Annotated in this window: 26 protein-coding genes; 13 read left to right on the top strand and 13 right to left on the bottom strand. The window is 57.6% G+C overall.

Translation table 11 applies throughout. The features are described 5' to 3' along the window. Positions 1 to 138 precede the first annotated feature (138 nt). From rpmH to FY156_00290, 4 genes are read left to right on the top strand one after another with little or no spacing between them, the layout of a single operon-like run. Entirely contained in the window at positions 139 to 276 is a 138-nt protein-coding gene (rpmH, locus tag FY156_00305; GenBank protein UXS00041.1) for a 50S ribosomal protein L34, read from the top strand. 35 nt (positions 277 to 311) lie between these two features. Next, positions 312 to 695 carry a ribonuclease P protein component gene (locus FY156_00300; protein UXS00040.1) on the top strand — a complete coding sequence of 128 codons (384 nt, stop codon included), beginning with the start codon at positions 312 to 314 and terminating at the stop codon, positions 693 to 695. Then, positions 695 to 2494: a membrane protein insertase YidC gene (yidC, locus tag FY156_00295; protein ID UXS00039.1), complete on the top strand. Its 1800-nt coding sequence runs from the start codon at positions 695 to 697 to the stop codon at positions 2492 to 2494. The genes FY156_00300 and yidC overlap by 1 nt, the downstream gene beginning before the upstream one ends. Beyond that, on the top strand, positions 2491 to 3144 hold the full coding sequence (locus tag FY156_00290; GenBank protein ID UXS00038.1) for a YihA family ribosome biogenesis GTP-binding protein: 654 nt from the start codon (positions 2491 to 2493) through the stop codon (positions 3142 to 3144). Before yidC ends, FY156_00290 begins: the two co-directional genes overlap by 4 nt. Positions 3145 to 3157: 13 nt before the next feature. Here the strand turns inward: FY156_00290 and FY156_00285 are convergent, their stop codons facing one another. Further along, positions 3158 to 3535, bottom strand: coding sequence for a hypothetical protein (locus FY156_00285; protein ID UXS00037.1), 378 nt, complete (start codon positions 3533 to 3535; stop codon positions 3158 to 3160). 289 nt (positions 3536 to 3824) lie between these two features. On the opposite strand from FY156_00285, the gene argB reads away from it, so the two are divergent. Next, positions 3825 to 4712 carry an acetylglutamate kinase gene (argB, locus tag FY156_00280; protein ID UXS00036.1) on the top strand — a complete coding sequence of 296 codons (888 nt, stop codon included), beginning with the start codon at positions 3825 to 3827 and terminating at the stop codon, positions 4710 to 4712. 48 nt (positions 4713 to 4760) lie between these two features. Here the strand turns inward: argB and FY156_00275 are convergent, their stop codons facing one another. Continuing rightward, positions 4761 to 5663, bottom strand: a complete 903-nt coding sequence (locus FY156_00275) for a DMT family transporter (GenBank protein ID UXS00035.1) — start codon at positions 5661 to 5663, stop codon at positions 4761 to 4763. A gap of 106 nt (positions 5664 to 5769) precedes the next feature. Between FY156_00275 and FY156_00270 the strand changes: the two genes are divergently transcribed. Further along, positions 5770 to 6492 carry a pyrimidine 5'-nucleotidase gene (locus FY156_00270; protein UXS00034.1) on the top strand — a complete coding sequence of 241 codons (723 nt, stop codon included), beginning with the start codon at positions 5770 to 5772 and terminating at the stop codon, positions 6490 to 6492. 112 nt (positions 6493 to 6604) lie between these two features. Continuing rightward, positions 6605 to 7204 (top strand): hypothetical protein, encoded by a 600-nt coding sequence (locus tag FY156_00265; protein ID UXS00033.1) that lies wholly within the window; start codon positions 6605 to 6607, stop codon positions 7202 to 7204. 96 nt (positions 7205 to 7300) lie between these two features. On the opposite strand, the gene FY156_00260 is transcribed toward FY156_00265, so the two are convergent. Next, entirely contained in the window at positions 7301 to 7558 is a 258-nt protein-coding gene (locus FY156_00260) for a DUF1150 family protein (protein UXS00032.1), read from the bottom strand. 53 nt (positions 7559 to 7611) lie between these two features. Continuing rightward, the gene (locus tag FY156_00255) at positions 7612 to 8043 is read right to left on the bottom strand and encodes an Hsp20 family protein (GenBank protein UXS00031.1); all 432 of its coding nucleotides are present in this window, start codon (positions 8041 to 8043) and stop codon (positions 7612 to 7614) included. Positions 8044 to 8237: 194 nt separating this feature from the next. On the opposite strand from FY156_00255, the gene FY156_00250 reads away from it, so the two are divergent. Continuing rightward, a complete protein-coding gene (locus tag FY156_00250; GenBank protein UXS00030.1) occupies positions 8238 to 9182 on the top strand; it encodes a nucleoside hydrolase in 945 nt (314 codons plus the stop codon). A gap of 68 nt (positions 9183 to 9250) precedes the next feature. On the opposite strand, the gene FY156_00245 is transcribed toward FY156_00250, so the two are convergent. Next, positions 9251 to 11581, bottom strand: coding sequence for a methyl-accepting chemotaxis protein (locus tag FY156_00245; protein ID UXS00029.1), 2331 nt, complete (start codon positions 11579 to 11581; stop codon positions 9251 to 9253). A gap of 167 nt (positions 11582 to 11748) precedes the next feature. Further along, positions 11749 to 12609 (bottom strand): LOG family protein, encoded by an 861-nt coding sequence (locus tag FY156_00240; GenBank protein ID UXS00028.1) that lies wholly within the window; start codon positions 12607 to 12609, stop codon positions 11749 to 11751. Between the two features lie 135 nt (positions 12610 to 12744). Here FY156_00240 and dapD point away from each other — a divergent pair, with 135 nt between their 5' ends. The 3 genes from dapD to FY156_00225 are packed head-to-tail and all read left to right on the top strand — an operon-like array spanning position 12745 to position 15393. Continuing rightward, positions 12745 to 13599, top strand: a complete 855-nt coding sequence (dapD, locus tag FY156_00235) for a 2,3,4,5-tetrahydropyridine-2,6-dicarboxylate N-succinyltransferase (protein ID UXS00027.1) — start codon at positions 12745 to 12747, stop codon at positions 13597 to 13599. Positions 13600 to 13616: 17 nt separating this feature from the next. After that, positions 13617 to 14813: a succinyl-diaminopimelate desuccinylase gene (gene dapE, locus FY156_00230; protein ID UXS00026.1), complete on the top strand. Its 1197-nt coding sequence runs from the start codon at positions 13617 to 13619 to the stop codon at positions 14811 to 14813. Next, positions 14797 to 15393 (top strand): hypothetical protein, encoded by a 597-nt coding sequence (locus FY156_00225; protein ID UXS00025.1) that lies wholly within the window; start codon positions 14797 to 14799, stop codon positions 15391 to 15393. The genes dapE and FY156_00225 overlap by 17 nt, the downstream gene beginning before the upstream one ends. A gap of 2 nt (positions 15394 to 15395) precedes the next feature. Here FY156_00225 and truA read toward each other — a convergent pair whose 3' ends face one another. From truA to FY156_00210, 3 genes are read right to left on the bottom strand one after another with little or no spacing between them, the layout of a single operon-like run. Beyond that, positions 15396 to 16202 carry a tRNA pseudouridine(38-40) synthase TruA gene (truA, locus tag FY156_00220; GenBank protein UXS00024.1) on the bottom strand — a complete coding sequence of 269 codons (807 nt, stop codon included), beginning with the start codon at positions 16200 to 16202 and terminating at the stop codon, positions 15396 to 15398. Further along, positions 16202 to 17137 (bottom strand): methionyl-tRNA formyltransferase, encoded by a 936-nt coding sequence (locus tag FY156_00215; GenBank protein ID UXS00023.1) that lies wholly within the window; start codon positions 17135 to 17137, stop codon positions 16202 to 16204. Before FY156_00215 ends, truA begins: the two co-directional genes overlap by 1 nt. Positions 17138 to 17188: 51 nt before the next feature. Continuing rightward, entirely contained in the window at positions 17189 to 17701 is a 513-nt protein-coding gene (locus FY156_00210) for a peptide deformylase (GenBank protein UXS00022.1), read from the bottom strand. Positions 17702 to 17846: 145 nt separating this feature from the next. On the opposite strand from FY156_00210, the gene FY156_00205 reads away from it, so the two are divergent. Together FY156_00205 and FY156_00200 are read left to right on the top strand one after the other, a co-directional pair. Then, positions 17847 to 19037 (top strand): DNA recombination protein RmuC, encoded by a 1191-nt coding sequence (locus tag FY156_00205; protein UXS00021.1) that lies wholly within the window; start codon positions 17847 to 17849, stop codon positions 19035 to 19037. 52 nt (positions 19038 to 19089) lie between these two features. Next, on the top strand, positions 19090 to 19989 hold the full coding sequence (locus FY156_00200; GenBank protein ID UXS00020.1) for a ribokinase: 900 nt from the start codon (positions 19090 to 19092) through the stop codon (positions 19987 to 19989). A gap of 10 nt (positions 19990 to 19999) precedes the next feature. Here FY156_00200 and trmB read toward each other — a convergent pair whose 3' ends face one another. From trmB to lnt, 4 genes are all read right to left on the bottom strand, one after another. Beyond that, positions 20000 to 20698 (bottom strand): tRNA (guanosine(46)-N7)-methyltransferase TrmB, encoded by a 699-nt coding sequence (gene trmB / locus FY156_00195; protein UXS00019.1) that lies wholly within the window; start codon positions 20696 to 20698, stop codon positions 20000 to 20002. Positions 20699 to 20808: 110 nt separating this feature from the next. Then, positions 20809 to 22071, bottom strand: coding sequence for a methionine adenosyltransferase (locus FY156_00190; GenBank protein ID UXS00018.1), 1263 nt, complete (start codon positions 22069 to 22071; stop codon positions 20809 to 20811). Positions 22072 to 22259: 188 nt separating this feature from the next. Beyond that, positions 22260 to 22679 carry a helix-turn-helix transcriptional regulator gene (locus tag FY156_00185; GenBank protein UXS00017.1) on the bottom strand — a complete coding sequence of 140 codons (420 nt, stop codon included), beginning with the start codon at positions 22677 to 22679 and terminating at the stop codon, positions 22260 to 22262. Between the two features lie 135 nt (positions 22680 to 22814). Next, entirely contained in the window at positions 22815 to 24404 is a 1590-nt protein-coding gene (lnt, locus tag FY156_00180) for an apolipoprotein N-acyltransferase (protein UXS00016.1), read from the bottom strand. Positions 24405 to 24447: the final 43 nt, after the last annotated feature.

Genomic DNA, 24447 nt, shown 5'->3' with positions numbered 1-24447 from the left:
TGCTTGCCCTATGCCCTTATAAGCCGCGCACGCTCGGCCTTTGAAAGCTCGCCCAGGCGGGATCAGCCGTGCAAAAAACGAAACGCTCTTGCAAATAGTGCAAATTCAAGAAGGGCCGCACACCGCGGTATTAAATAAATGTCGAAGCGTACCTACCAACCGTCCAAGCTTGTTCGCAAGCGCCGTCACGGCTTCCGCGCCCGCATGGCAACTGCTGGCGGCCGTAAAGTTCTCGCAGCCCGCCGTGCGCGTGGCCGCGCGCGTCTGTCGGCTTAATTGCCGCCCTGTGGCCCGATGAAAGTCGCGGGCACATGACGCAATGTAAAAAGAGACCCGACCGGTTGAAAAACCGGTCGGATTTCCTTGCCGTTCAGGCGGGAGAAAAAAGGCGCGGCGGTATCTTCCTCATGGAAGTGCTCAATCGCCAATCCCCGGAGACCGACCCACGCGTCGGCTTTACCGTGACGAAAAGGCAGGGAAACGCGGTCGAGCGAAATCGCATGCGCCGCCGCCTGAAAGAGGCCGTGAGGCTTTCTGCCGGATTCGCAATGAAGCCCGGCCATGATTATGTGATTGTCGCCCGCCGGGATGTTCTTGATGTAACCTTCCCGAAACTCCAGTCGCTCCTGATCGAGCGGATTGAAGGAACGGCGAAACCGAAACGGTCCCAGGAGACCCGCTCCAGGAAAGAATGATGGAAAAGAACCGCAATTACTTCATCGCGATAGCCCTTTCGGTTGTCATCGTCCTTGCCTGGCAATTCCTTTACATGAACCCACGCATTGAGCAGCAGCGCCGCGCCGAAGAGGCTCGCCAGGCGCAGCAGCAGACAACGCAGCAAAGTGCACAGCAGACCGGTACGCAGACCGCGCCTGCCCAGGGGACTCTGCCTGGTTCCGCCGCTCAGCCGGCTGCAACCGCGACCCGCGAAGAATCTCTTGCCAAGAACCAGCGCGTCACGATCGACACCAATGCTGTTTCCGGCTCGATCAACCTGACGGGCGCACGCTTCGACGACATCCGGCTCAAGGAATACCATGAGACCGTAGATGACTCGAGCCCGATCATCACGCTCTTCTCCCCATCCGACTCCAAGGACGGTTACTTCGCCGAGCTCGGCTATATCGCCGGTACGGCGATTGGCTCTGTGCCTGGACCGGCGACGGTCTGGACGCTTTCCAGCGGCGACAAGCTGACCGAAACCACGCCTGTTACCCTGACCTACACAAACGACAAGGGCGTTTTGTTCTCGCGCACCATCTCGATCGATGAGCATTATATGATCACGGTCGCCGACAAGGTCGAGAACCCGGGCCAGGAAGCTGTTTCCTTTGCCACCTACGGCCGCGTTACACGCAACAACAAGCCTGCGACGCCGTCGGTGTTCGTTATTCACGAAGGCTTTCTCGGCGTCTCCGGCGCCGACGGCAGCCTGACGGAAGAAAAATACAAGGATGTCGAAGAAGCACCTGTTACGGTTGCCAAGGCAACTGGCGGCTGGCTCGGCATCACCGACAAGTACTGGGCGGCAGCGATCGTTCCGCCGCAGACGACGCCGTTCGAAGCGCGTTATTCGCATTTCACCGACGGCCAGCCGCGTTACCAGGCCGACTTCAAGGCCGACACTCTGACGGTCGAGCCCGGCCAGTCGATCGAAATGAAGAGCCTCGTTTTCGCCGGCGCCAAGGAAGTGCCGCTGGTTGACCGTTACGAGTCGCAGTATGCCATTCCGAAGTTCGACCTCCTGATCGACTGGGGCTGGTTCTACTTCATCACCAAGCCAATGTTCAAAATGATGGACTTCTTCTTCCGTTATTTTGGCAACTTCGGCGTCGCCATCCTGCTCACCACCATTGTCGTGAAGCTTCTGTTCTTCCCGCTGGCAAGCAAGCAGTACGCTTCCATGGCCAACATGAAGCGCGTTCAGCCGAAGATGGAAGAGTTGAAAGCCAAGCATGGCGATGACCGCATGGCCATGCAGCAGGCGATGATGCAGCTGTACAAGGAAGAGAAGATCAACCCGGTTGCCGGCTGCTGGCCGATGCTTCTGCAGATCCCGGTCTTCTTTGCGCTCTACAAGGTCATCTACGTCACCATCGAAATGCGCCATGCGCCGTTCTTTGGCTGGATTCACGACCTCTCCGCGCCCGATCCGACATCGCTCTTCAACCTCTTCGGATTGCTGCCTTACGACGTTCCGCACTTCCTGATGATCGGTGTATGGCCGCTTATCATGGGCATCACCATGTTCGTTCAGATGCGCATGAACCCGACGCCGCCAGATCCGACCCAGGCCATGATCTTCACCTGGATGCCGCTGGTGTTTACCTTCATGCTGGCTTCCTTCCCTGCAGGTCTCGTCATCTACTGGGCATGGAACAACACGCTGTCGGTTACGCAGCAGGCTGTCATCATGAAGCGCCACGGTGCCAAGATAGAACTGTTTGACAATCTCAAGGGGTTGTTCAAACGAAAGCCGGTGCAATCGAAATGACGCAGACCGGCGTGGCCAACGAAAAGCCCCTGTTCGGGCGTCCCTGGATTTTCATTCGCGGCGTGCCCGCGATGAAATTCCTGCCGCCCGAGGGACCGCCGGAGATCGCCTTTGCAGGCCGCTCCAATGTCGGCAAATCCTCGCTCATCAATGCGTTGGTTGGCCACAAGGGTCTTGCCCGGACGTCGAATACACCGGGCCGTACACAGGAACTGAACTACTTCGTCCCTGAAGGCTATTCCGGCGAAGCTGGCGACCTGCCGCCCATGGCGCTGGTCGACATGCCAGGCTATGGTTACGCACAGGCGCCGAAGGATCAAGTCGACGCCTGGACGAAGCTGGTCTTCGACTATCTGCGCGGCCGCGCGACCCTGAAGCGCGTCTATGTGCTGATCGATTCCCGTCATGGCGTCAAAAAGAACGACGAAGAGGTCCTGAGCCTTCTCGACAAGGCAGCGGTATCCTACCAGATCGTGCTGACCAAGACCGACAAGATCAAGGAAGCCGGTATCCCGCGTCTCATCAACGAAACGCTGGAAAAAATTCGCAAGCGCCCTGCCGCCTACCCGGAAGTGCTGGCGACCTCATCGGAAAAATCCTCTGGTCTCGATGCGTTGCGCGCCGAGATCGTGAGAACGGTCACTCTCTAAGAAACGCCACGCATCAGGCGATTGAGAAAAGCAGGACGGCGGTCCACAGCATCGCCGTCAGCGCCAACAGGCGCCAGAACCGGACCGAGTTCCAGACCTCGGTCAAAATGGCAGCGAGCATCGCACGCTTGCCGCTTGGCATCCCTCTGGACACAAGCTTTTGCCGAACCGGATCATCCTTCAACAGAACGGCGATCGCGGCTTTTTCCCGATATGCGGTTTCTGCCAGATTTTCCTGCCAGCGTTTGACCATCGCCGCAAATTGACGGTCGCTTCCGACACGTCTTTCAAGTTCCGCCATATCGTCCGGAGGCAAGACGCCCAACACGTATTCGCCAGCGAGAACTTCGTCTCGCAGGCCACTCCGCTTGTCTCGATCCGGGACCGTCATATGTTTTCGAACTCCTCGGTCGTTCAGGCCGCCGCAGCGTCGCGACGGGCAGCGTTATCTGTCGCCCCGCTGAATAACCCCTCCCCTTCCACGGACAAGGCTGGTCCGATTGGCGTTATATGTCAATCATATTACGCGTCGAACCGCAGGCTCGGTCAGAATTTTACGCTCCATCGCCACAATAACGCCCGGCCGTTATTTCATCCGTCAAAAACTTGCTTTAGAGCGTTGAGAGGTTCCAGGTCGTGGTGACGATCTGAAGGCCGCAATTACAGACCGGGGTTTTTTCATGACTGCTTCCGAAAGCGAAACACAGGCGCGGCTGCTTGCACAGGCTTTGCCCTTCATGCAGCGATACGAGAACAAGACCATCGTCGTAAAATATGGCGGCCACGCCATGGGCGACGCCACGCTCGGAAAAGCTTTTGCGGAAGATATTGCCTTGCTGAAGCAGTCTGGCGTGAACCCGATCGTCGTTCACGGCGGCGGCCCGCAGATCGGCGCCATGCTGAACAAGATGGGTATCGAATCGAAATTTGAAGGTGGCTTGCGCGTTACCGACGCCAAGACCGTCGAGATCGTCGAGATGGTTCTTGCCGGTTCCATCAACAAGGAGATCGTTGCCCTCATCAACCAGACCGGTGAGTGGGCAATAGGCCTCTGCGGCAAGGACGGCAACATGGTGTTCGCCGAAAAGGCAAAAAAGACGGTGATCGATCCAGATTCCAACATCGAGCGCGTTCTCGATCTCGGTTTCGTTGGTGAAGTCGTCGAGGTCGACCGCACCCTGCTCGACCTTCTGGCAAAATCAGAAATGATCCCTGTCATCGCACCGGTTGCTCCGGGCCGTGACGGCGCGACCTACAACATCAACGCCGACACCTTTGCGGGCGCCATTGCCGGAGCATTGAATGCAACGCGTCTGCTGTTCCTCACCGACGTGCCCGGCGTTCTCGACAAGAACAAGGAACTCATCAAGGAACTGACGGTGTCGCAGGCCCGTGCGCTCATCAAGGATGGCACGATTTCCGGTGGCATGATCCCCAAGGTCGAAACCTGCATCGACGCCATCAAGGCGGGCGTCCAGGGTGTAGTCATTCTGAACGGCAAGGCCTCGCACTCCGTTCTGCTGGAAATCTTCACCGAAGGCGGCGCAGGCACGCTCATCGTTCCCTGATAGGGAACGTTCGTTTATTGTTGAGCGTGACGAGATCAGCGCGCGCTTCTACCAGAACAGCAAACCGAGGATGCCTGTGACGATCAACAGGCATCCTCCGGCCTCCATGACATTGATGCGTTCGCGAAACAGGAACCATGACGCCATGAAGGTGAAGACCAGTTCAATCTGGCCCAGCGCACGAACGTAGGCCACCTGTTGCAATGTCATGGCCGTGAACCAGCAGGCCGATCCCAGAACGCCTGCCATCCCGACAAGCGCCGATGAGCGCCATGTGACAAGGACCTGCACTATTTCGCCTTTGTCTTTCCAAAGCATCCAGACCAGCATGAATGCTGTCTGGAACGTGGTCACGCAGGCAAGCGTAACCGCCGCGGACATGATGGGACCGGCTCCTTCCAGAGACAGCGACGCACTTCGATAGGCTACGGCTGAAATGCCAAAAACGCCGCCGGAGGCGATGCCGAGAAGAGCCGTACGACTGGTCATCGCGACGGCGATGTTGCGCCAGGACAGAGGCATGCGCGCCATGGAAATAATCATCACCCCGATGACGCCAACCACGATAGCGATAACAGATCCCGTCGTCAGCTTCTCACCCAACAGTATGAATCCGAAAAGCGCCGCCTGCACCGGCTCCGTTTTGGAGTAGGCCGTGCCGACAGCAAAATTGCGCAGCGAAAAAAGATGCACAAGCATCATGGTCGCAAAGATCTGCGCCAATCCGCCGATCACAGCCCATACGAAAAAACCGGTGCTGAAGGTTGGGAACATCTCTCCCAAGCCGAAGCGCAAAAAGACCACATAGAGAATTGCCAGCGGAAAGCCGTAACCAAAGCGGACGAAACTGGCGCCGCGCGTTCCGAGCGACGATTGCAAGTGCTTCTGCAGGGCAGAGCGCAGGTTCTGCATGAAAGCTGCAGCGATGGTGATGGGTATCCAGAGTTCCATGGACAATGCGCTAGCATGCGAGGCAAGGGCACCCAAGGTCGGGAAAGCGGAAATCTGGCCTGCTTTTTTGATTTTCTTTCGGCCCAAGCCGTTGCATAAAACAACGATGGACAAGAAGCCGAAAAACCTGCCCGATTTCTCCCATGTCACAGAATGGGTCTTCGATCTCGACAACACGCTCTACCCGCATCACATCAATCTGTTTTCACAGATTGATCGCAACATGACCGCTTATGTCGCCGAGTTGCTGCAACTCGACACTGACGAAGCACGTGCCTTGCAGAAGCGTTATTACCACGAGCACGGAACGACACTGCAGGGCCTGATGATCCACTACGGCATCAGCCCGGATGAGTTTCTGGAGCGTGCGCATGCCATCGACTATTCGGCACTACAGCCTCATCCGGAACTCGGCGATGCCATCAAGGCATTGCCCGGTCGCAAGTTCATCCTGACAAATGGCAGCGTCAAGCATGCCCAGGCTGCAGCAGGAGCACTCGGAATCCTCGATAATTTCGAGGATATTTTCGATATCGTCGCGGCGGGATATCTGCCGAAACCCGCGAGCGCTACCTATGAAAAGTTCGCAGCACTCGCAAAGCTCGACACGAAACGCGCGGCCATGTTCGAGGACCTGCCTCGCAATCTCGTCGCCCCGAAAACGCTTGGTATGAAAACGGTTCTGCTTGTCCCGTCGAACCTTGAAGGCGTCATCATGGAGCGTTGGGAAATTCCGGCGGAGACTGATGAACACATCGACTACATTACCGACGATCTGACCGGATTTCTGACCGGCCTGACGACGGACAAACGGGCGCCAGCAAAATAGTGCTGCAGTAAAACATTACGACTTCTTCATCCACCTTACGGATGTTTAAGTGGCAGGCGGGCCAGCCCGCCACTACCTTCTCTTCAGGGACACACCAAAGGAAGACAAGGTTATGACGACATCAAAACGCAACATCACCCTCTCTGCTCTCGGCGCAGCCCTCATTCTCGGTACCGCCGTCACGACGAGTTTTGCCGCTCCACCCGCTCCGGGCAAAGGCCCCGGTGACCGCATGCCGATCCGCCAGGAAGCGGCCTTCGTTCATCTGCTGAAGGTTGCCGATACCAACAAGGACGGAAAGATCTCCAAGGAAGAGTTCGCCGCCCGCCAGGATGGTCTGTTCGCCGAACTTGACAAGGACAAGGACGGCACCGTCACGCCCAAGGAAATGCGCGAATACCGTCAGGCGAAAATGGAAGCATTCCGCGCCGCGCACCCGCGCCCTGAGCGCGAAAACGCCAAGGCGGACGACAAGCGTCCTGAACACCATGCGGAACGCGAACAGGGTGGTCGTTTCGGCCATCACGGTTGGGGCAAACACGGCGGCAAGGGTGCAGGCTTTGCGCTGATCCGCATGGCCGACACCGACGAAAACGGTCAGCTCAGCAAAACCGAATTCACCGGCGCTGGCCAGAAAATGTTTGAACGTCTCGACCGAAACAAGGACGGCGTCATCTCGATCGACGACATGCCGGACCGCCCGTTCCTCTAAGCCACAGACGACAAAGCCCGCTCACAAGGCGGGCTTTTCAATTTCCAACGTACCGCCAGAAATCTGAACGTAATCGGTGGTAAAGCGTCTGGCGCTTTAATGCAGGCTGACGGTGGTCAGCTCGTCTTCAGCCGCCTTGAAGAAGGTGCTGGAACGATTGTCAGTCAAAAGGATCGGCGTACCATCCGCGCCAAACAGCGCCCAGAGATCGAGCTGCGGATCAAGATCCGGCGCCTCCGGGAAACAGCGGCTGACGTCTTCAGCCCGAATTTTGCGGATATATCCCACTTCTCCTTCGCCAATATGGGCGAGCTGAGACTGGGTAAGGCGCGCATGCGCTTCTTTCAAAAGCATATTTCAGCCTCCTTCTTCACACCGTACGAAAGTCCGAATCCGGCGTTCACGTTCTACTTTGAGACGGAAATATTAATTTTCTTCACTACGTTGGAGATTTCCGGGCGAACGAGATCGATGAAGAGAAGGCCGTTGCGCAAGCTCGCGTCTTTCACCTGCATACCGTCAGCCAGTACGAAAACGCGCTGGAACTGCCGTGCAGCGATACCGCGATAGAGAAAATCGCGCTTGTCCTTTTCCTGATCCTGTTGTCGACCACGAATGATAAGCTGGTTGTCCGCCGTGCTCACATCGAGATCATCTTCCGAAAAACCAGCAACCGCTATGGTGATGCGCAGGCGTTCCGGTGTCACCTCATTGCCCTGCAGGCGTTCGACATTATAGGGGGGATAGCCGTCGTTGGCTTTTGCCATGCGCTCAAGCGTTTTCTCCATGGCATCGAAACCCAGCAGAAGCGGGTGAGTGAATGGCGTCATGCGGCTCATTTCGATCTGTCCTTGCAACCAAGCGACGTTTTCGGCCCCGAAACCGGCAACCTTGCCGATTGAATTGATCGGCTAAAGCAATATGGGAATGCGAACAGCAAAACGCAAGACAGCGTGCGCACCCCAAGCATTGAGACTTGACAAGTGCGCGTCTGCCGCTCGACAAAAGCGCCTTACCTCCAAAGGCGGAAAAAATGGCAGAACGCAGAAAAATCATCATAGACACAGACCCTGGTCAGGACGATGCCGCAGCAATCATGCTTGCCTTCGCCAGTCCGGACGAAATGGAAATTCTCGGGCTCTGTGCGGTTGCGGGCAATGTTCCGCTGAAGTTGACCAGTCGCAATATTCGCATCATCTGCGAGTTGTGCAACCGAACCGACATCCCCGTCTACGAGGGCGCGGAAAAGCCGCTGGTGCGCAAGCCGATCACTGCCGAACACGTTCACGGCAATACGGGACTTGATGGTCCGGTTCTCGATGAGCCGACGATGGCTGCACAAACGCAGCACGCCGTCGACTTCATGATCGAGACGCTGCTGCGCGAACCGGCCGGAACCGTGACGCTTTGCACACTGGGCGCTTTGACCAACGTCGCGCTGGCGCTACAGAAGGCACCGGAAATTGCCGGGCGCGTCAAGGAACTGGTGATGATGGGAGGCGGCTTCTTTGAAGGTGGCAACATCACTCCGGCCGCTGAATTCAACATCTACGTCGACCCGCAGGCCGCTGACATCGTCTTCCGCTCAGGCATTCCGATCGTCATGATGCCGCTCGACGTGACACACAAGCTTCTAACGACGAAAGACCGTGTTGCCCGCATTCACGATATCGGCACCAAGCCGGCAATTGCCATGGCGGAGATGCTGGAATTCTTCGAGCGTTTCGACGTCGAAAAATATGGTTCTGACGGCGGCCCGTTGCACGACCCAAGCGTCATTGCCTACCTTCTGAAACCTGAATTGTTCCAGGGGCGTGACTGCAATGTGGAGATCGAGGTCAACTCCGAGCTCACCATGGGCATGACGGTTGTTGACTGGTGGCGGGTGACCGAACGTGAGCCCAATGCCCTGGTGATCCGCAACGTCGATTCCGATGGATTCTTCGAGTTGTTGACCGAGCGTTTCGCGCGCCTCTAACCAGCTCTGGTAAAAAACAAAAAAGGCCGCCGAGAATCTCGGCGGCCTTTTCTAAATGAAAAGACGGTTCAGAATTCCGTCCAGTCGTCCTGAGCAAGCGCATTTGCACCATGTGTCTGTGGACGGGCACGAGGCGTAGTGCGGGTTTGCGCCGCGACAGGCGCCGCAGGCGTCCGCATGACGGCCGCAACATTTCGCAGCTGCTGGCCGGATCGGCTGCCGGAGACTTCAAAACCTGCAACCAGGGTTTTCAGGCTCTCCGCCTCGCCATTCAGCGTGACGCTCGCTGCCGTGGTCTCTTCTACCATGGCCGCGTTCTGCTGAGTGACCTGATCCATCTGGTTGACGGCTGCGTTGATCTCCTTGAGACCAACGGCCTGTTCGCTCGCAGAGGCGGAAATCTGCCGGATCAGATGATTGATCTGCATGACCTGATCGGCAATCTTCTTCATCGTTTCGCCAGCGCGGCCAACGAGTTCCACGCCTTCACCGACCTGCGTCGAAGAGGTATTGATGAGCGCCTTGATTTCCTTGGCGGCCGTCGCGGAACGTTGTGCCAGTTCACGCACTTCCTGCGCAACAACGGCGAAGCCCTTGCCTGCTTCCCCGGCACGCGCTGCTTCCACGCCCGCATTCAGAGCCAGAAGGTTGGTCTGGAATGCAATCTCATCGATGACACCGATGATACGGGAAATTTCCTGCGAAGACTGGGCGATGCCTTCCATGGAATTGACAGCCTGTTGTACGACGGCACCGGATTTGCCGGCATCGTCACAGGCATGGCTGACCGCACCTGCCGCCTGTGCGGCGTTTTCGGCACTGGAATTGACTTGAGCCGTCAACTCGTTGAGGGCAGCAGCGGTCTCTTCAAGGCTTGCAGCCTGCTGTTCTGTGCGGTGCGACAGATCGCTTGCGGCGCGGGTGATTTCGCCTGTGCCATTTCCGATACTGACGACCGTTGCGTTGACCGTCGCAACCGTTTCCTCGAGGCTCGCGAGCGCGGAATTGAAGTCACTGCGCAGCTTCTCGTATTCGCCGGGAAACTCTTCCTTGATGCGATAGGTAAGATTGCCGTTGGAAAGCGCATTAAGGCCGGAACCGAGTACCGCAACGATGTGCTGCTGCATCCGATTGTTCTCATTGCGCTCCATCTCGGACCGCTGGCGCTCGGATTCCGCATTCCCACGCTGTGTCGCCGCCTCTGCCTCGACTTCGCGGATTCCGGCAAGTTTGGCCCGGAACCCTTCCAGCGCAGATGCGACAGCGCCCGTCTCGTCGGTACGTTCCTGACCTGACACGGGAACGTCATAACGACCCTCGCTCAGCGTTTTGACATCGGAGACCAGAGCGGCAAGTGGATTGCGGACGAAGTGGCGGACAGCAAAGTAGAGCGCCATGATGACGGCAGCGAGGATAACGAGCGCGCCGACAATCATCATGTAAGTCTGCTCATGCACCGGGGCGTTGAGAGCCTGATGAGGAACATCCACCAGAACGACCCAGGTGGCATTGAGCCCCGGCACCGCAAACGGATAGACGAGACGGTTGTAGGGTGTATCGGTATCGAGGCCCAGATTTTCAATCAACCCCTGCTTGCCGGAAGTGATGGCGGCCTGAACGGTGCCTGCCCCTTCGCCGTCATAGGCCTTCATGTTCAGCTCCGGCGTCGGTGGCACGAGCCACTGTCCACCTTGAGAAACGAGGGTCACACGACCGGTTTCAAACGGGCGCAATGCGCCAAGCTTCTGTGAGAGGGACGAGAGCGAAATATCGACACCCGCAACGCCGATCATCTTGCCACCGGACATGACCGGATAGGCAAGCGAGGTCATGGTTGTGGGGACATCCGTACCTTCGGCCAGATAAGGCTGCGTAATCGCGCCTTTCCCAGTCTTGGCGACGAGCGAATACCACTCCGCCGTATAGTCGTTCTTGAATGTAGAGAACTGGATTTCCCCCTTCTGTGTCTTCGACCAGTAGGGAGCAAAGGCGCCATTTTCGTTGGTGCCGAGTTCAGGTCTGTTGGCAATCTCGGTCGTCTGGCCGTCAAACAGGCCAATCTGCTCGCAGAACCAGCTTCCGAATGCGAAAGCGTTCTGCTCGACATTCGCCTTGAGCACATTGACGATGCCCGGACGATCCATCGACTTGGCTTCGTGAGCTCTCCCGATTACGCCCGCCATGGAGCGGGCAGCACTTCCCAATTCGCCGACGTCGGCCGCGATGACGCTTGCAATCGCCCGCGCCTCGGTATTGGCCTGATCCATCGTCAGGGAGTGGACGCGATCACTGGTCTGGGAAATGAGGAAGGAATTGGATGCGACCAGAACAGCGGTTATTGCACAGCCAGTCACAAGGATCAGCTTGGTCGCAAGCGACCTCACTTTGAAATTGAGCATTTTGGCCTCGATCAAATCGCCAGCCCTGAGACGCCGGCGTCAACGGATTGCTTCTCTCCGTCATGGAGGCCTGCCCAAACGGACAGTGCGCTGCAACGCGACGGGGCAACTCTAGTCGGTGTTTGCTAATGAACCGCTAAAAATTGCCATGCCGCGTTAACACGCTGTCAATGCTCGTAGTGCTCCGCAACGATCTTCCAAGCGTCATCCGCCGTCTCTGCGAAGTGCAGAAGCTCCATGTCCTCAGGGGAAATGGTGCCGAAATCAGCAAGGAACTCGAAGTTGATGAGCGTACGCCAGAACTTCTCACCGAACAGGATCAGCGGGATCGGCGCCATGCGCTTGGTCTGGATGAGAGTGATCGTCTCGAAGAGTTCGTCGAGCGTACCAAAGCCGCCTGGGAAGATGACCACAGCCTTTGCCCGCATGAGGAAGTGCATCTTGCGGATGGCGAAATAGTGGAAGTTGAAGCTGAGGTCCGGCGACACATAGGCGTTTGGCGCCTGCTCATGTGGAAGAACGATGTTCAGGCCGATGGAGGGGCCACCGACATCCGCAGCGCCACGATTGCCGGCTTCCATCACGCCGGGCCCACCACCCGTCACGACGACATATTCGCGGTGGCCGGACTTTTCGCCGTAACTGGTGCAGATCTGGGCGAACTTTCGTGCCTCGTCATAATAGACGGACGCCTCTTCCAGGTTGCGCTTCTGAGTCTCGTTGCGTGCCGCCCAGGCATCGTTTCCCGGTGCTGGAATGCGTGCGCCGCCGAACATGACCACCGTGGAGGTGATGCCGCGTTCAGTCAGGGCCATCTCTGTTTTCAGAAGTTCAAGCTGAAGCCTTACCGGGCGTAATTCTTCGCGGCAGAGAAAATCCATGTCCGCGTAGGCCAGACGATAGGACGGCGAATCCGACTGTGGTGTCTTGGGCGTCACCTCGGCCTGCTGCTTGTCCGCGTCACTGCGCTTCAGGGGGTCCCATGCCCCATCTTTACGCCGCAACTTGCCGTTTTTCAGTCTTGCCATTTCCGTGCCTTTCGTCTCACGCGCCAAATCACGTTGACGCCCTTAAAACACTCCCTTAGAGCAAATGACCATAGCCTTCCAGCGGCGCGGGCCTTATCCGCGACCAACGACCACAAGCGACCTTAAGGAATTCCTATGAGCCTTGCCGATCTCACCTCACTCGAAACCATCATCGAAAGCGCATTCGACAACCGCGACAGTGTGAACGTATCGACCAAAGGCGAAATCCGCGACGCAGTTGAGACGTCACTCCTGCTTCTCGACGGCGGCAAGGCACGCGTTGCCGAAAAGCAGGCTGATGGAAACTGGAAGGTCAACCAGTGGCTGAAGAAGGCCGTTCTGCTTTCCTTCCGTCTGAACGACATGGAAATCGTTACCGGTGGCCCGGGCGAATCGAGCTGGTGGGACAAGGTACCGTCGAAGTTCGAGAACTGGGGCGAAAACCAGTTTCGCGCCGCAGGTTTCCGCGCCGTACCAAACGCCGTTGTGCGCCGTTCCGCCTATGTTGCCAAGAACGTTGTTCTGATGCCATCCTTCGTCAATCTCGGCGCCTATGTCGATGAAGGCACGATGGTCGACACATGGGCGACGGTTGGCTCCTGTGCACAGATCGGCAAGAACGTTCACCTCTCGGGCGGCGTCGGCATCGGCGGCGTTCTGGAGCCGCTTCAGGCCGGGCCGACCATCATCGAAGACAATTGCTTCATCGGCGCCCGTTCGGAAGTCGTCGAGGGCTGCATCGTCCGTGAAGGCGCTGTGCTCGGCATGGGCGTGTTCATCGGCAAGTCGACGAAGATCGTCGACCGTGCGACCGGTGAAATCACCTATGGCGAAGTACCGCCCTACTCCGTCGTCGTCGCTGGCACCATGCCGGGCAAGCCTTTCCCGAACGGCGAGCCGGGCCCGAGCCTCTATTGCGCTGTCATCGTCAAGCGCGTCGATGAAAAGACCCGCTCCAAGACCGGCATCAACGAACTGCTGCGCGACTGATACGAAGTAGAACCGACATGAACGCCACCGATCCCGTTGCCAATCTCGCCGCCCTCATCCGTTGCCCTTCGGTAACGCCCGCAGAGGGCGGTGCGCTCTCACTGCTCGACACGCTGCTTTCGCCACTCGGCTTCAAGGTGGATCGTGTCATGGCGACGGAAGCCGGGACGCCGGACGTTGAAAACCTCTATGCCCGGCTCGGTACCGACGGTCCGCATCTGATGTTTGCAGGCCACACGGACGTTGTCCCCGTTGGCGACGAAGCGGCATGGAGCCACCCTCCCTTTGCCGCCGAGATTGCCGACGGTGAAATGTTCGGGCGCGGTGCGGTGGACATGAAAGGTGGCATAGCTTGCTTTGTGGCGGCGATTGCACGCCATATCGAAAAACACGGGGCTCCAAAAGGCTCCGTGTCTTTCCTGATTACCGGAGACGAAGAAGGCCCTTCGATCAATGGCACGTCGAAACTTCTCGAATGGGCCGCAGCCAATGGCGAAAGCTGGGATGCCTGCGTGGTTGGCGAACCAACCAATCCCGACCAGCTTGGCGACATGATCAAGATCGGCCGGCGTGGTTCGCTTTCGGGCCGTATCACCGTTCATGGTGTGCAGGGCCATGCCGCTTACCCGCATCTGGCCGACAACCCCATTCGCGGGCTGCTGCAACTGACGCAGGCCCTGATGTATCCGCCCTTCGATCACGGAACGGACAACTTCCAGCCCTCCAATCTGGAGGTAACTACCGTCGACACCGGGAATGCCGCCACGAATGTCATTCCAGCAAAGGCGACGACAGCATTCAACATCCGTTTCAACGATACCTGGACTGCTGAAACCCTGCGGGCGGACATCCTCCGTCGCCTTGATGCTGCAGCAGCCGAGGGGCAGTTACGGCCCGACCGTTCGCCGGTGAAATACGACATCGTCTGGGCGGATCGTCCCAGCCATGTGTTCCTGACCCGCAACAACGCGCTGATTTCGTCACTCTCTGGCGCCGTGGCGGAGGTCACCGGCAACGAACCGAAGCTGTCGACGACAGGTGGCACCTCTGACGCGCGTTTCATCAAGGATTATTGCCCAGTGGTCGAGTTTGGCCTGGTTGGGCAGACCATGCATATGGTCGACGAACGTGTTGCCGTTGCCGATCTGGAAACGCTGACGCGGATCTACGAAACCTTCATCGAACGCTGGTTCGCCCATGCCGACGGCAAGTGAGATAAGCCTTTATATTCGAGGATTGTGGCTGCTGCTGCTAGGCAACCACGAAGGTGCGCGCTATCTAGACCTGACGGATCGCGGCATGGCCCGTTCTTTCTATTCCGCTCTCTGGTGCCTGCCGGCCATGCTGATTTCCTGGCTATGGCTGCGGGCAGCTTTTCTCGCCGGGTACCCGCCCGGCACGGGAACAGGCGCGCTGTTCTTCGTTCGACTGGCTCTGGTGGAGGCGATCTGCTGGATCGTGCCACTGCTTCTGATCGGAGCGTTGCTGTTGATCTTCGGAGCCCGGGAGAAGTTTCCGCCGCTGGTGGTGACAGTCAACTGGCTGTCTGTTCCGTTTTCCTACGCCTATGCGGCGTTGATCTTGATTGCGTTCTTCATCCCAGCGCTACAGGGCGTGATTGCGGTTCTTTGGCTGGCGCTTCTCTTGTCGCTGGTTTTTGCATTTTCGCGGATCGTGAAGTTCTTTATCCGCGACCAACCCCTGCTGGTCTCAGCCATCGTCATGACGTTGCTTGTGCCAGGAATGCTGTTGTCTGAAGCATTGCAACGCTTTCTCGGCGTTTATCCGAGCTGAGATCACTCGCCGTCGTCGATTGCTTCAGCTTCAGCTTCAGATCGGCGGCGCGGCGGAATCACATCGGGATAGTCCACCTGCATGAAGTAAAGTCCGTCAGGAGGAGCCACGGGGCCGCAAGCCTTGCGGTCACGCGCCTCAAGGGCTGAACGGACGTCTTCCGGCGTCATCGTCCCCTCGCCGGCCAGTTTCAGCGTGCCTGCAAACGACCTGATCTGATTGTGCAGGAAACTCTGCGCCGTCGCGCGTATTTCGATGAGATCGCCATTGCGCGTGACATCCAGACGATCAAGCGTTCTGACCGGACTGTTCGCCTGACAATGTGCTGAGCGGAAAGTGGTAAAATCGTGCCTGCCGACGAGCATCTGCGCCGCCGAATGCATACGTTCGTGATCGAGGTCTTTCGGTACCCACCAAGCGCGCTTGTGTTCCAGCGCAAGCCGGGCTTTCCGCGAGATGATCCGATAGAGATAGTGCCGACGAAGGGCGGAAAAACGGGCGTCGAAATCCTCGGTCACTTCCATCACATCGAGAACCGACACCGCCTCGTTTGCCATGGAAAGATGCGCGTTCAGGGCATTGCGAAGCTTGTAGGGCTGCCATTCACGCGACAGATCAGCATGGATGACCTGCCCCATGGCGTGGACGCCAGAATCCGTACGACCTGCACCACGCACAGACACTTTTTCGCCGGTCAACGACAGGATTGCCCCTTCCAGGGCTCCTTGCGCCGATTGGCCATTATCCTGCCGCTGCCAGCCGACATAGGGCGTGCCGTCATATTCGACGGTCATCCGGAAACGTGGCATCAGTTAAGCCTCGTCCCGGCAGAAACCGGGGTTCCACGCAGGAAGTCAGACGCCGACATCGGCTTTCCGCCAGCCTTCTGCAGGCGCACCAACCGGACCGCGCCACTGCCACAGGCGACGGTCAGGGCGTCATCCAATGCCGAGCCGGCTTCTCCCATGCCTGATGCCTGTTCGCTGGCGAGAACCTTGACGCGCTCCGCCTTGCCGCCAATCTGCATTTCAAACCACGCGCCAGGAAACGGTGAGAGGCCGCGTATATGGTTATGAACATCTTCCGATGGCCGCGAGAAGTCGATGCGGGTTTCCCCCTTGTCGATCTTCGATGCGTAGAGAACACCGTCTTCCGCCTGCGGCGTCAGCGGCAGTTCGTTGGCTTCCAGCTTTTCCATAGCCTGCGCCATAAGACGCGCACCCGCCAGCATCAAACTGTCGTGCAATTCACCTGCGGTCGTGTTTTCACCGATGGCTACTTTTGCCGTCAGGGCAACCGGGCCAGTATCGAGCCCCTTTTCCATCTGCATGACCATCATGCCGGTTTCGGCATCACCCGCCATGATTGCGCGCTGGATGGGGGCAGCACCGCGCCAACGCGGCAGGAGCGAGGCGTGACCATTGTAACAGCCCAACCGGGTACCGCTCAGGATCGCCTCTGGCAGCAGCAGCCCATAGGCAACCACCACCGCGACATCAGCCTGAAAATCGCGGAACTGCTGACGGTCTTCTTCTGCCTTGAAGTTCAAGGGCGTCAGGACGGGCAATCCAAGCAGTTCAGCGGCCTGATGCACCGGCGATTTCTGAAGATCAAGGCCACGGCGACCGCCGGGGCGCGGCGGTTGCGTGTAGACGGCAACGACCTCATGACCGGCATCCACCAGCGACCGCAAAGTCGGCACGGAAAATTCCGGTGTTCCCATGAAGATGATGCGTAGAGCCATGATCGCCCCCTGCCCGCAATCGTTGCTGCGATGTCCGGCGAAAAGCCGGAATCACACCTTGGCGCGAGCCAGTTTCGTGAATTTCTTGATAACCATGTCGCGTTTCAGGCGCGAAATATGATCGATGAAGAGGACGCCGTTCAGGTGATCGATCTCGTGCTGCAGGCAAGTCGCCAGAAGGCCATCGGCCTCGACCGTCTGCTGCTTGCCATCGCGATCGACATATTGAACCGTCAAGGCAGCGGGGCGCTCAACCTCGGCGTAGTAATCCGGGATAGAGAGGCAACCCTCTTCGTAGGTCGAGATGTCGTCGGAAACCTTGAGGATCTCAGGGTTGATGAAAACGATCGGCTTTTTTTCTTCGTCTTCACGCGAAACGTCGATTACCAGCATGCGCCGCGCCACGCCGACCTGAATGGCAGCGAGGCCAATGCCCGGCGCATCATACATGGTTTCCAGCATGTCGTCGGCAAGGCGCAACACGTCGCTGTCCACCTGTTCGATGGGCTTCGACTGCTGGCGCAACACGGGATCTGGCAAAATGATAAGTGGTTTGATGCTCATGGCTTCCCATAACGTATCTCGTGCGCAGAGGAAATAAAAAACACGCCATTTCATTACCATCCGCGAGGACCGGAAGACTCATTTTCGCCGCAGGAATGTTCTTGTTTTGATCTTACGAATCACAAGAAACCTGCTAGATTTGGTTATGAACCTCGATCTTTCCGTTCTACTCGCCCCAGCGTTGCGTGCCGGTTCCGTCGACATCAGCTTCGGCGCCCTGCTTGTCGTGCTGGTGCTGGGGCTGGCAATGTTCTGGCTGCTGTCTTCCGGCCGTAGAAAAGGAACGTCGCAGAATGACGAGATTTCTCACCTCCTGAAAACGCAGGCGGAACTGCACGGCCGCATCGCAGCCATGGGCGAAACACTGGGTGCGCGACAGAACGAAATGAGCCAGACGCTAAACCAGCGGCTGGACGGCATGTCGCAACGGCTTGGTGACACTCTGACCGAGCAAACCAAGTCCACCCATGAAAATCTGAGCCGCCTGCAGGAACGACTGGCCGTAATCGATGCCGCGCAGGGCAATATCCAGGACCTCGCGAAGGACGTGATCGGACTTCAGGCGATCCTTTCCAACAAACAGACTCGCGGCGCTTTCGGACAGGCACGCATGGAAGCCTTGATTGCCGACGCGCTTCCGGATGGGTCCTACCAGTTACAACCGACGCTATCGAACGGTTACCGGCCGGACTGCACCATCAAGATGCCGAATAACGCGCCACCTCTTGTAATCGACGCGAAGTTTCCACTTGAAGCATGGAACGCCATCAAGGCCGATGAATCTCCCGATGCCAAGCGTCTGGCCACCCAGCAGTTTCGCCGCGATATGGAAGTGCATATCCGCGATGTGGCCGAGAAATATCTCATTCGGGGAGAAACTCAGGATACGGCGTTCATTTTCGTGCCCTCGGAATCGATCTTTGCGGATATCCACCAGCATTTCGAATATCTGGTGCAGCGTGCCCATCGCTCACGCGTCGTGATCGTGTCGCCGTCCCTGCTGATGTTGTCGGTTCAGGTCATTCAGTCCGTGCTGAAGGATCAGCGCATGCGCGAGCAAGCACATCTCATTCAGGGTGAAGTCGCACTTTTGATGGATGACGTGCGGCGTCTGGATGACCGTACGCGCAAGCTGCAGGCGCATTTCGGGCTGGCCCAAAAAGACATCGACATGATGCTGATATCCTCGGACAAGGTTCTGGCGCGCGGCCAGAAAATTGAAGGGTTGGATTTTTCCCCGAAGGAGAAGGAAATATCGCGGCCGGAAACCGAGCCGCGTCGCTTCGTTGAAAACAGAGCGGGGATGACCAAGCTCAGGGTAGTTGACGACGAGTGACCGTCTCGGGCAAAGTCGCCGCCTTGCTTGATTTTCACACGGACATGCCCCGATGATTACTGTTTTCGGCTCCATCAACATGGACCTCGTCGCCACTGCAAAACGCCTGCCAAAACCGGGCGAAACCGTAACCGGCGAGAGCTTCTCGACAGCCGCAGGCGGCAAGGGTGCCAATCAGGCACTGGCAGCGCGAAGGGCGGGTGCCAGCGTGAAGATGGCGGGCGCGACCGGCGACGATACCTTCTCGGCACCTGCATTGGCCTTGCTACATGATGCCGGTACCGACCTGTCGCTGGTCAAGACAGTTGCGACCCCCACCGGCACAGCCGTGATCCTGATCGGCGAAGGCGGAGAGAACATGATTTCGGTCATTCCCGCCGCCAATGGCGAAGTTTCGGAAGCCGATGCTGCCAGAGCTGTTTCCGAGATGTCCGCAGGCGATATTCTGATGTTGCAGTTTGAAATCCCCGCCCCCGCGATCGAGGCTGCACTTAAGGCCGCCAAGGCAAAACGCATCACCACCGTTATCAACACCGCTCCTTTGACACAGGATGCGCCGCGGATCGCGCGTTTGGCCGATATCCTGATTGCCAATGAAACGGAGTTCGAGTTGTTGATCGGGAAAAATGGTCTTTCCACCAGCGAACGCGAAGACGAGTTAAAGGCCTTGCATGCCGAGACCGGCCAGACGTTGATCGTTACTCTCGGTGCGGACGGCGTGATCGCCATGCGTAACGGTAAGGTTTTCAGGGCCGCCGGCCTGAAGATCGAGCCGGTCGACACGGTCGGTGCAGGCGACACGTTCTGCGGATATCTTGCCGCCAGCCTCGATCAGGGGCTCGACTTCGAGAAAGCTCTCAAGCGTGCCGCCGTGGCAGGCTCACTCGCTTGCACGCGTGCAGGTGCGCAGCCGTCCATCCCCAATGCTCGGGACGTAGACGCCCAAGTCTGATGATTGGCAATCAGGTCCGGATGAATGTGAGATAGGCCGAGCTTCGGCCTTCTCTTTTCGCCTTGTTCTCGTAACGCGTGCCCGGCCAGTTGGTGTAAGGCGTGCGCCAGTCATCGGCACTTTTCGCAGTCCACTCAAAACCGCCGTGCCGGGCGCAATGCTGAAGCGTCCAGTTTATGTAGGTGTCGATATCCGACGCGAAGCAGAATTTGCCGCCCGGCTTCAAGACACGGTGGAAGCGGGCCAGATTGACGTCGGACACAAAGCGGCGTTTCCAGTGCTTTTTCTTCGGCCAGGGATCGGGATAGAGCAGATCGATGTGATCGATGGAGGCCTCCGGCAACCAGTCGAGCAATTGTGTCGCGTCATCATCGTACAAACGGATATTCATCAGTTCGCGTTCGCGAACACTGCCCAACAGCTTGGCCATGGAGTTGACGAAGGGTTCGACGCCAATAAAACCGGTTTCCGGGTTTTCGACAGCCCGGTGAACCAGATGTTCACCGCCACCGAAACCGATCTCGAGGCGGATCGACTTCACGTCTGCAGGGAAAAGGGCGGCCAGATTTTGCGGCGGCTGGCTTCCCAGATCGATCTTCAGCAATGGCAGCAGGTTTTCGATCGTGTCGACCTGCTGGTTCCGCAATGGCTTGCCTTTGCGTCTGCCAAAAAACGCTTCCGTTGCACGCGAGCGCCGCTCTTCCGTCATGTCATACTCTCAAGAACAAATAGATTTAACCCGCACAACGCCTGTTGGCGGCGCTGTGCGGGTTACAAAACTGCTGACGGTATCTCTCAAACGCCGCCGAATGACAAGGCTTATGCTGCCAAAGCTTCCTTGAGCGGCTTCACGAGGTCAAGCTTCTCCCAGGAGAAGGAACCGTCGCGGCCAGCCTTGCGGCCGAAGTGACCATAGGAAGATGTCTTGGCGTAGATCGGCTTGTTCAGATCGAGATGACGACGAATGCCCGATGGCGACAGGTCCATGACCTTGCGAATTGCCGCTTCGACCTGATCTTCGTTGACCTTGCCGGTGCCATGCAGATCAACATAGATCGACAGCGGCTGGGCGATACCGATCGCGTAGGAAATCTGGATCGTGCAACGGTCAGCAAGACCGGCAGCAACGACGTTCTTGGCGAGATAACGCGCTGCGTAAGCTGCCGAACGGTCAACCTTCGTCGTATCCTTGCCAGAGAATGCACCGCCGCCGTGCGGCGCTGCGCCACCGTAGGTATCGACGATGATCTTGCGACCGGTCAGACCTGCGTCGCCATCAGGGCCGCCAATGACGAATTTGCCGGTCGGGTTGATGTACCACTGGCAATCGTCAGCGATCTTCAGGTCGCCAAGGGCTTCACGGATATAGGGTTCGACGACAGCACGAACCTTCTTGGAGTCCCAGCTTGCATCAAGGTGCTGCGTCGACAGCACGATGGACACTGCCTCTGCCGCCTTGCCGTCAACGTAACGAACCGTGACCTGGCTCTTGGCGTCTGGGCCGAGTTTTGCAGCATCGCCCTCACCCGTCTTACGCGCTGTTGCGAGAAGCTGCAGGATACGATGCGAGTAGTAGATCGGCGCCGGCATCAGATCCGGCGTTTCGCGGCAGGCGTAACCGAACATGATGCCCTGGTCGCCAGCGCCCTCGTCGCCCTGCTTGTCAGATGCGTTATCAACGCCCTGCGCGATATCCGCCGACTGCGGGTGCAACAGCACATCGATCTTTGCCGTCTTCCAGTGGAAGCCGTCCTGCTCGTAGCCGATATCACGGATGGCCTTGCGGGCCGCAGATTTGAACTTCGAAGGATTGATGACAGGATGACCGGATGCGTCCTTGAGGACGTTGCCTTCCTTGTCTTTTTTCAACAGGGTGTCCGGCACGCGCACTTCACCGGCGATAACGACGCGATTGGTCGTCGCGAGCGTTTCACACGCGATGCGCACGGTCCAGGGATCGACGCCGGTCTTGGCCGCTTCGCGATAAATCAGATCGACGATTTCATCGGAAATACGGTCACAAACCTTGTCCGGATGACCTTCGGCCACGGACTCGCTGGTGAACAGATAATTGGCACGCATGCGGGATTCCCCTCAAAGAACGGTCTTCGTGTGTGTTAGTCATTTCAGCCCAAAAAGACAAGGACACAACCACATAAATATATCTTTATGTGAGAATTCCTTTCTAAATTTCCAAAAAAAACGGCCCTTGCGGGCCGTCGAGAGCGTGCTGCCGGATCATCAGCGCACGCGAGGATTTCAGGAGCCGTTTACTCGGCGTCGCCTTCGGCAGCCAAAGCCTTGACGAGGTCAACGATACGACGGCGAACCTTCGGATCGGCAATTTTCACGAAAGCGCGGTTCAGTTGCAGACCTTCTGCCGAAGACAGGAAATCCACAACGTAGTTCGAGCTGGAAGCTTCGGCCATGCCCGAAGCGCCACCAACCTGCTCACCCGGGGCATCTTCGAAGAAAAAGGAAACCGGAACATTCAGGATTGCCGAAATGTTCTGCAAGCGGCTTGCGCCGACACGGTTGGTGCCTTTTTCATATTTCTGAATTTGCTGGAAGGTGATCCCGAGACTCTCGCCCAGCTTCTCCTGGCTCATGCCGAGCATGGTCCTGCGGAGGCGAATTCGGCTTCCGACATGAATGTCGATGGGGTTAGGCTTCTTTTTATTTTCGGTCATCATGCGGTCCTGACACTCGGAAAGGGTTGATATTTCGGTTCATTATTCACCCACGAAAATGAACCGATATTACGGCTGGCACAGAAACTTGTTTTACGACTGACCTATTCACTATGCAATTCTAGGGGTTTTTGGTCAATTCGTGCGCCGCATGAAACTCAGGCACGATACTACCGCTGCACTCATCATGATTGAAAAAATCAACCAGAAATACGTCCGATGTATGTCGTAGGTAAATGCGCTGTCAGCAGCGCCACTCAGAGTAGCGTCAACAATTCCAATTTGACCATAGTCAAGTCCGTCAATTATTCGCCCATAGGGGTCAATCACCGCCGAAATGCCTGTATTGGCACCGCGAATCACTGGCAATCCGGTTTCGACCGCCCTTACTCTGGCTTGCAGAAAGTGCTGATAAGGGCCGGGCGTGTCCCCAAACCAACCATCATTCGTGACGTTTAAAATGGCCGTCGACCCTGCCGGAGAGGGCGTCATTTCGCCTGGAAATATAATCTCGTAGCAGATCAAAGGGTAGAAGGTTTTTCCGGAAGGCAGGGTCAGGACGCTGCGCGATGCAGCCGCCGAAAACCCACCGGGCAAGCTGACGACATTATCGAAGCCAAATCTGCGCAGCACGTCTTCAAAGGGCACGTATTCACCGAATGGCGTGAGGTGAACCTTGTCGGTTGCGCCAATGATCTGGCCCTGGCTGTCGATCGCATAGACAGAATTGTAGTAGCGTGGCGGACGACCGGCTCCCGCATCCTCCATCCTGACCGCACCAGTGAACAGCACCTGGCCATCTTCCAGCGTTTTGGCAATCTCGGCCAGCGCATCCGGATTTTGCGTCAAGATAAACGGTACCGAAGTCTCCGGCCACACCACGATATCCGGACGTTTTTTCCCCTCCGCCGGTGGCAATCCCGTCAGACGCAGGTGCTCATTGAAGATATCGGCACGATCGGCATTCAGCATCTTGCGCGACTGATCGATAGACGGCTGAACAATCCTGACGGTCAGGGCATCCGATGGTGTTTCCAACGGCATTCGGAGGCGATAGAGGCCGTAGCCAAAATGACCTGCGAGAAGCAGTCCGGCCAGAACCAGACCCGGCCACATCCCTTTTTTCGTGCCGATAAGAGCCGGGGCCGAAAAAATGAAGACGGCAAGAACGGTCACCCCGAGCACACCCACAAGGTTTGCCGACTGCATCATGACCGGAACCGGCATCATGCCATAGCCGATGGCATTCCATGGAAAGCCGGTCGCGACAAAACTGCGCAGCCATTCCGAAAGCCCGAAAGCTGCAGCAAGCGCTGCAATCCGGCCGAGACCGTCGGACCAGAGGAGGTTCGCAAGCGCAACCGCGAAGCCGTAAAACAGCGCCAGGACAGCCGGCAGGCCCAGGATGGCAAGCGGCAATGCCCAGGCGAACTCGTCAGCCTCGAGCAACAAGGCATTGCCGAGCCACCAGAGACCGGCGACAAAATATCCGAAACCAAAACACCAGCCTATGCCGAAGCTCGACCAAAGGCGACCGAAGAAACCGCTCCCCGGCTTGCCCGTGCAGCCATCCACCAACCAGACGAGCAGGGTGAAAGAAACGAAAAGCGAAGCAAAGAAACCGAACGGCGGCAGAGCCAGCGCTCCCAATGCCCCTGCTGCGATCGCTATGACGGCGCGGCTCAATCTGCCGCCCAGCATCACCTTGCCTGCGAGACGCTCCATACGATCTCCGTTCACGTTCAGCCGGAAGGATCACACCTCATCA

Origin of the sequence: Agrobacterium tumefaciens (assembly GCA_025559845.1) — a bacterium.
Classification (GTDB): Bacteria; Pseudomonadota; Alphaproteobacteria; order Rhizobiales; family Rhizobiaceae; genus Agrobacterium.
Note: the sequence above shows the minus strand (reverse complement) of the source record. Positions and strands in the feature narration are given on the sequence as shown.

Coding starts and splice junctions, on each gene's coding strand:
- rpmH (UXS00041.1), top strand. CDS start 139: ATGTCGAAGCGTACCTACCAACCGTCCAAGCTTGTTCGCAAGCGCCGT.
- FY156_00300 (UXS00040.1), top strand. CDS start 312: ATGACGCAATGTAAAAAGAGACCCGACCGGTTGAAAAACCGGTCGGAT.
- yidC (UXS00039.1), top strand. CDS start 695: ATGGAAAAGAACCGCAATTACTTCATCGCGATAGCCCTTTCGGTTGTC.
- FY156_00290 (UXS00038.1), top strand. CDS start 2,491: ATGACGCAGACCGGCGTGGCCAACGAAAAGCCCCTGTTCGGGCGTCCC.
- FY156_00285 (UXS00037.1), bottom strand. CDS start 3,535: ATGACGGTCCCGGATCGAGACAAGCGGAGTGGCCTGCGAGACGAAGTT.
- argB (UXS00036.1), top strand. CDS start 3,825: ATGACTGCTTCCGAAAGCGAAACACAGGCGCGGCTGCTTGCACAGGCT.
- FY156_00275 (UXS00035.1), bottom strand. CDS start 5,663: ATGGAACTCTGGATACCCATCACCATCGCTGCAGCTTTCATGCAGAAC.
- FY156_00270 (UXS00034.1), top strand. CDS start 5,770: ATGGACAAGAAGCCGAAAAACCTGCCCGATTTCTCCCATGTCACAGAA.
- FY156_00265 (UXS00033.1), top strand. CDS start 6,605: ATGACGACATCAAAACGCAACATCACCCTCTCTGCTCTCGGCGCAGCC.
- FY156_00260 (UXS00032.1), bottom strand. CDS start 7,558: ATGCTTTTGAAAGAAGCGCATGCGCGCCTTACCCAGTCTCAGCTCGCC.
- FY156_00255 (UXS00031.1), bottom strand. CDS start 8,043: ATGAGCCGCATGACGCCATTCACTCACCCGCTTCTGCTGGGTTTCGAT.
- FY156_00250 (UXS00030.1), top strand. CDS start 8,238: ATGGCAGAACGCAGAAAAATCATCATAGACACAGACCCTGGTCAGGAC.
- FY156_00245 (UXS00029.1), bottom strand. CDS start 11,581: ATGCTCAATTTCAAAGTGAGGTCGCTTGCGACCAAGCTGATCCTTGTG.
- FY156_00240 (UXS00028.1), bottom strand. CDS start 12,609: ATGGCAAGACTGAAAAACGGCAAGTTGCGGCGTAAAGATGGGGCATGG.
- dapD (UXS00027.1), top strand. CDS start 12,745: ATGAGCCTTGCCGATCTCACCTCACTCGAAACCATCATCGAAAGCGCA.
- dapE (UXS00026.1), top strand. CDS start 13,617: ATGAACGCCACCGATCCCGTTGCCAATCTCGCCGCCCTCATCCGTTGC.
- FY156_00225 (UXS00025.1), top strand. CDS start 14,797: ATGCCGACGGCAAGTGAGATAAGCCTTTATATTCGAGGATTGTGGCTG.
- truA (UXS00024.1), bottom strand. CDS start 16,202: ATGCCACGTTTCCGGATGACCGTCGAATATGACGGCACGCCCTATGTC.
- FY156_00215 (UXS00023.1), bottom strand. CDS start 17,137: ATGGCTCTACGCATCATCTTCATGGGAACACCGGAATTTTCCGTGCCG.
- FY156_00210 (UXS00022.1), bottom strand. CDS start 17,701: ATGAGCATCAAACCACTTATCATTTTGCCAGATCCCGTGTTGCGCCAG.
- FY156_00205 (UXS00021.1), top strand. CDS start 17,847: ATGAACCTCGATCTTTCCGTTCTACTCGCCCCAGCGTTGCGTGCCGGT.
- FY156_00200 (UXS00020.1), top strand. CDS start 19,090: ATGATTACTGTTTTCGGCTCCATCAACATGGACCTCGTCGCCACTGCA.
- trmB (UXS00019.1), bottom strand. CDS start 20,698: ATGACGGAAGAGCGGCGCTCGCGTGCAACGGAAGCGTTTTTTGGCAGA.
- FY156_00190 (UXS00018.1), bottom strand. CDS start 22,071: ATGCGTGCCAATTATCTGTTCACCAGCGAGTCCGTGGCCGAAGGTCAT.
- FY156_00185 (UXS00017.1), bottom strand. CDS start 22,679: ATGACCGAAAATAAAAAGAAGCCTAACCCCATCGACATTCATGTCGGA.
- lnt (UXS00016.1), bottom strand. CDS start 24,404: ATGGAGCGTCTCGCAGGCAAGGTGATGCTGGGCGGCAGATTGAGCCGC.